The 5,879-nt window shown below is 67.6% G+C and carries 4 protein-coding genes and 1 pseudogene; 1 reads left to right on the plus strand and 4 read right to left on the minus strand.

Annotated features, from left to right (window positions below):
• A partial coding sequence (locus GA0115259_RS06390) for an ATP-binding protein (RefSeq protein ID WP_176732452.1) occupies positions 1 to 471 on the minus strand: 471 nt, incomplete at its 3' end.
• A gap of 56 nt (positions 472 to 527) precedes the next feature.
• The gene (locus GA0115259_RS06395; protein WP_093592107.1) at positions 528 to 1,511 is read right to left on the minus strand and encodes a hypothetical protein; all 984 of its coding nucleotides are present in this window, start codon (positions 1,509 to 1,511) and stop codon (positions 528 to 530) included.
• A 201-nt stretch (positions 1,512 to 1,712) separates the two neighbouring features.
• On the opposite strand from GA0115259_RS06395, the gene GA0115259_RS06400 reads away from it, so the two are divergent.
• The gene (locus GA0115259_RS06400) at positions 1,713 to 2,648 is read left to right on the plus strand and encodes an aldo/keto reductase (protein WP_093592110.1); all 936 of its coding nucleotides are present in this window, start codon (positions 1,713 to 1,715) and stop codon (positions 2,646 to 2,648) included.
• Between the two features lie 105 nt (positions 2,649 to 2,753).
• Here GA0115259_RS06400 and GA0115259_RS06405 read toward each other — a convergent pair.
• Both GA0115259_RS06405 and GA0115259_RS06410 read right to left on the minus strand, forming a co-directional pair.
• A pseudogene (locus GA0115259_RS06405) lies at positions 2,754 to 3,860 on the minus strand (polysaccharide lyase family 1 protein); the annotation flags it as partial.
• A 101-nt stretch (positions 3,861 to 3,961) separates the two neighbouring features.
• The gene (locus tag GA0115259_RS06410) at positions 3,962 to 5,155 is read right to left on the minus strand and encodes a right-handed parallel beta-helix repeat-containing protein (protein WP_093592116.1); all 1,194 of its coding nucleotides are present in this window, start codon (positions 5,153 to 5,155) and stop codon (positions 3,962 to 3,964) included.
• Positions 5,156 to 5,879: the final 724 nt, after the last annotated feature.

Genomic DNA, 5,879 nt, shown 5'->3' on the forward strand with positions numbered 1-5,879 from the left:
CCGCCGCCCCCCCCCCCCCCGCCACTCCACGGCGGGTGCGTCGGGAGTGCGGGCGGAGCGGCTCATGACGTGGATCTCGTCGGCGACCAGGAAGCAGGAGAGCAGACCGATTCCGAACTGGCCTATGAAGTCGCCGCGTTGCTCTGCGATCCGTTCGGCGCGCTTGCTGCTGCGGCCGATCGTGGCGAGGAAGGCGTGCACGTCGTCCGCGGTGAGACCGATGCCGTCGTCCTCGACTCGTACCACCGAACCGTCGGCGTACAGGCGGATGCCGAAGGCGTCGGAGGGGGCGGTCGGTTCGAGGCCGTGCCGGGCGGTCAGCGCGTCCACCGCGTTCTGCAGAAGTTCACGCAGGTAGACGCGAGGGCTGGAGTAGAGGTGGTGGGAGAGGAGATCGACGAGGCCGCGCAGATCCACCTGGAAGGTGTGGTCGGCGCCGGCCGCGTGCGCGGTGGTGTCGGGCAGAGTCATGGGCAGTCCGGAGTGGGAGGGGCGACAGGTGCTGCGGAACGGGGATCGGCGTGTGCTCAGACGCGGCTGCGGCGGGCGAACTGCTCCTCGGGCTCCGCGAAGTAGGTCCAGGGCCAGCGGGTGTAGGCGCCGTCGAGCGCCTGGAAGACGCGCCGGACCGTGTGACGCTCGTCGGCCAGCGACAGGGCCATGGCGAACATGTTGAAGTCGTGCTGCCAGCCCGGGCGCCGTTCGTAAGCGGGGTGCAGGATGCTGTGGTCGGCCGCGGCCCGCAACTCGGCCTGGATTTCCGGGGTTTCGAGGCAGTCCCCACTGTCCGACTCCACCCAGTCCTCGATGTGCGCCATGGCGATCACGCAGCCGAGCCGGTGCCCCTGCGGGGCGCGGCCGAGCGCGTCGCGGGCGAACGCCATGGCCTGGCCCGGCTCGCCGCCCCAACGGGGCTGCAACTGCGACAGCCATTCGGTGTGGGTCTCCAGGTCCAGCGGGTCGCGGCGCAGCGCGGCGTCGAGCCGGGTCTCGTTGACGGCGAGGCCCAGCGACATGCCGCGGCCGGAGGTGACGAGCTGGCGCCACGGCGTGACCCACTCCGGCCGCAGCTCGGCGGCCTCGAACAACTGCTCCTCGGCGATGTGGAGCCGCTCGTGAAAGACCCGCCACTGCTCCCGCGTGACGTCCTTGGCACGCTTGGCCGTGCGCGCCTCCCAGCCCCATGCGATGTGGCGGGCCCCGGATATCAGCAGGGCCGTCGCCCGGTGCTCCTTGTCCTCCTCGACGGCCCGGCCGATCCAGTCCTCTACGCCGGAGCAGTCGGCGAGCTGACGCAGGACGTCGTGGTCGCGGCCGAGATCGAAGAAGGTCAGCCCCGCCTTGACCGCCTGCCAGTCACCTGCGTCGGCCGACTCCGTCAACGCGAGCACCCGCTTGTCCCCGAGCGCGCGCAGCCGGTACATCCCGTTCTTCCGCCTGCGTGGGACGGGAAGGGCGTGCGGATCCGCAGCCGGTCTCTCCCCACCCCTACCGAACAGCCTGTCGAACATGCCGCAACCTCCCCTGAACCACATGATCGTCGGTGCAGCATAGGCGGCCCCACTGACATCAATTCCACAGGGTATTCACGAGTGCTTCACGGATCCGGTCCTGGCTCCGCCCTGCTGGCGTCGATGGACCCTCCGCCGCCTGAGGTGCAGAGTGGACCCGTTTGTACTGTGCGGACCTGAGAATTTGAAAGGAAAGCCGTCGTGAAGACCTTCACCATGCCCGGCACCGACATCCTCGCCCCGAACGTCGTGCTCGGCTTGATGCGTATCGCCGACAAGACGGACGAGGACGTCCGCGAACTCGTCCGCACCGCGCGTGACGCGGGCATCGACTTCGTCGACCACGCCGACGTATACGGAGGCGAGCTGCACGATTGTGAACGCCGCTTCGCCGACGCGATGGCGCTGAGCCCGTCGCAGCGCGACGAGATCACGATCCAGACCAAGGCGGGAATCGTGACGGACGGGCCGTACTACGACTTCTCTTACGAGCACATCGTCAAATCGGTCGAGGGCTCACTCGCGGCCCTGCGGACCGACCGCATCGACATCCTGCTGCTGCACCGCCCCGACGCACTTGTCGAGCCCGAAGAGGTCGCCCGCGCCTTCGATGAACTCGAATCCTCGGGGAAAGTGCGCGCCTTCGGTGTCTCGAACCAGACCCCACGCCAGATTGACCTGCTGCGCAGGTACGTGCGTCAGCCCATCGTGGCCAACCAGCTTCAGCTCTCGATCACACACGGGCCGATCATCACCCAAGGGGTCGCTGCGAACATGCTCGCGGAGCAGCAGTCGGTCACCCTCGATGGCGGAGGGATCGTCGACTACTGCCGTCTGAACGACATCACCATCCAGGCGTGGTCTCCCTTCCAGGCCGGTTTCTTCACGGGGGTCTTCCTCGGCTCGCCGGACTACCCCGAGCTCAACGCCGTTATTGACCGTCTCGCCGGCCAGTACGACGTCCCCGCCATCGCGATCGCGACTGCCTGGATCACCCGCCACCCCGCTCAGATGCAGGTCGTGCTGGGCACCACCAACCCGGAGCGCGTCGCGGGCGCCGCCCAGGGCTCCGAACTTCCGCTCACCCGGGCCGAGTGGTACGAACTGTTCCGCGCCGCGGGCCACCTCGTTCCCTGAATCCGGCTGGTCGCCACCACCTGATCATCCGGAACCGGACCGCACTGGCGGGTGTGGCCGGTGCCAGGGCACGCGAGCCCGGCAAGATCCAAACGAGAGGCCCTAGCAGTTGCCGTCCGACACCTGGAGCCCCTTGTTGGCACCTGCCGTCCGGGCCACGATGTCCGGCACGCAGTCGGCCGCGTCGAGACTGTAGGAGTAGGGGATGCTGACCGTGGTGTTGGACTTCAGGTCGGGCCCTGCGGGGTTGTTCTCGCTACTGGGGCTGGACCAGGTCACGTTGTCGAGAATGTTGCCGCTGACCTGCCAGTACCCGGCCGCGTCGGTGTAGAAGGTGCCCAGGACGTCCTTGGAGTCCTTGAAGTAGTTGTTGTCCACCTTGGCGCGGGCCCCGGCCCGGGAGTTGATGCCGGACTCGTTGAGCTTCACGTAGTGGTTGTTGTAGATGTGGGCTACGCCGCCGCGCAGCAACGGCGTGCGGGAGTCGATGTTCTCGTACAGGTTGTGGTGGTACGTGATGAAGCTGTTCGAGAGTTCGCTCTCGCTGGACCCGACGAGGCCACCGCGGCCGGAGTTGCGCAGCGTGCTGTAGGAGAGGGTCACGTACCGGGTGTTGTCCTTCATGTCGAAGAGGCCGTCGTACCCCTCCGACTCCCCGCCCGATGCCTCCAGGGTGACGTGATCGACCCAGATGTTACGGACGTCGCTCTCCATGCCGATGGCGTCACCGCCGTTGGACGTGGGCGAGCCGGACTTCTTGACGTTCCGGACGGTCACGTTCTGGATGATGATGTTGCTGGACTTGCGAATGTGGATGCCCAGTTGGTCGAAGACGGCTCCGCTGCCGACGCCGATGAGCGTCACGTTGCTGATCTCCTTGAGCTCAATCACGCCGGCGGCGGTGTTGCAACTGTCGCCCGACACCTTGCTGGTGTTGCCGTGGTTGATCGTCCCCTGCACCTCGATGGTGATCGGGGTGCTGCTGCTGGCCCGGCCGCACAGGGCCGCGTGGATCGCGGTCCCCGTGGTGGCCCGCACCGTCTGTCCGCCCGTACCGCCGGTGGTCCCACCGTTCTGGGTCGCGTAGCCGGTGACACCGCCGGTCGCCGCCGACGCCTCGGGCATGGACAGAACCACACCGGTCACGGCCGCGAGAGCCATCGTGGCCAGCGCCGCATGGAGTCGCACTGCGACTGATCGTCCTCGTCTCATCTCTGCCTCAACTTCCGTCTTGTATACGGGTGTTGTAGCTGCCGTCGTCGTTCTTGCCGCCGTTGTCGTTGCGCTGGGACACGCCCTGCGAAGAGGGCCGGTCACGGCGTGACCTGGTTGCCGCCGAAGGTCACCACGAGGCGGCCGTCCGCGGCGAAGGACCAGCCCAGCGCCCCGGCGTACGCGGAACACCGCGATCCGTTCGAGCCGGTCCAGAACTGGTTCGATCCGTCGGCGTCGCCCACGGTCTTGTCGTTGGACCCGTCGTCGTCGCGGCAGGAGACGTTGCCGCGGAAGACCGAGGTACCGGCGTCGAACGAGAAGTTGCGCTCGGCGTTGTCGATGCTGACGTTGTCCGAGACCGTCATGCTGCCCGGGTTCCGGTTGTAGGTGAATCCGTGCTTGCCGTTGTCGTAGGCGATGCTGCGGCGAACGACGTGATTGACCTTGATGTCCTCGCCGCCGAGCTTGTAGCCGTTGCGGTCACCGCTGGAGTTCTGGGTGCCGTCGGAGAGGGTGCCGTTCTCGTAGGCGAGGGAGTCCTCGATGGTCACCGCGCCGATCGCGCCGGTATCCGGCTTGGTGTAGAGGTCCCAGCCATCGTCGATGTTGTTGTGGGACACCGCGTAGCGGAAGACATTGCCGGGTCCGGAGGTGAGCTTGGCGGCGAAGCCGTCGGCGTCCTCACCGTCGGAGTCAGCGTTGTCGTGCGACTCCACGCTCAGGATGAGGTTGTTGGACGGCCACCGGTCGCGGGGGGTGTCGGATGCCATCCGCGAGAGCTGCAACCCGGTGTCGCGGTTGAAGCGCGTCACCGTGCGCTCGAACACGTTGTCACTGCCGCCGACGAAGATTCCGTTGTCCCCGGCGCGCTCGACGACGATTCCCTTGACGTGCCAGTACGACCCGTTGACGGCGAGCCCGCGGTTCGACGGACTCTCCGACTGGGCCGCGAAGTTCAGCACCGGCGTCTCGCCCGGATAGGCGGTCAGTTCGGTGCGGTCGCCCGAGGTGCCATCGGCGCCCTGCGGAATGGTGACGGTCTGCGAGTAACGGTACGTGCCGCCCCGCAAGTAGATCGTTCCGCCGGGTGTGATCCTTGCGATCGCCGAGGTGAGGGTCGTCGGGGCGGACTGTGTGCCCGCCGCGCTGTCGGTGCCGTTCGGCGACACGTACAGCGCGGCGGCGGACAACGCCTCGTGAGGTGCGGATACAGCCTGCGCGGTGGTGCCGGGGAGGGTGAGGAGCATGCCGGCCAGCAGGCTGACGCACGCCGTGAGGGGCTTCACTTGCATCGGGTCTCCAGGTGGGTTGGGTCTGGTCAGGACTCAGCGGAGGTACCGGAGAAAGCGCTTGGTCAGGAACGGTAGGGATGCTCTATGAACACGTCAATGACCCTGTACATGATTCTTGTTCAGTGATCTGAACAACCAGTTCATCAAAGGTGCCATGCGGGCGCGTCGACGCCCTGTGCATGATTTTCGTTCACCAACATGAACAAGGCGGAGGTCGCTCGCCTAGGCCCTGTCCGGATCTGGAGCCCGCCCGCGAGGGCCCGGGGGCGCCCCTGTCAGTGGCGGCGTCGCGGCGTCCGCTCCAAGCGGCGCCGCTCCGGGCCCTCCCGTGCCCCGTCCGGCGGCTCGTACGCCAGGATCTGGGCCGACGCCCCTACCGCCTGCACGTCCTGACGAATCGCCTGACCGATGGCACGTGTCCGCCCAGCAGTGTCAACGGCCAGGTCGTTCTCCCCGTAGGCGGCCAGGAGCTCGCCCCGCCGGCGGCCAGGCACGGATCGCGGCGCTTCCGGGTGCGGGTGTCGGGGCGGTGGGTGTGGCTGGGGGCGTTCGCCACATCCGACTCTCCAACAGTCCTCGTTTCCTCGGGGCAGGGCGCTCGCCCGCCCCGGCAGCGTCAGGTCTCGCCGCGCAACCGGTCTGACTCCTCGATGAGCCAGGCCGGTCGAACCATTTCGACATTGCCGCCGATGCCGTCGGCGGCCCGGGCCAGCGCGGCGGCGGC

Origin of the sequence: Streptomyces sp. MnatMP-M17, from assembly GCF_900091995.1 — a bacterium.
GTDB lineage: Bacteria > Actinomycetota > Actinomycetes > Streptomycetales > Streptomycetaceae > Streptomyces.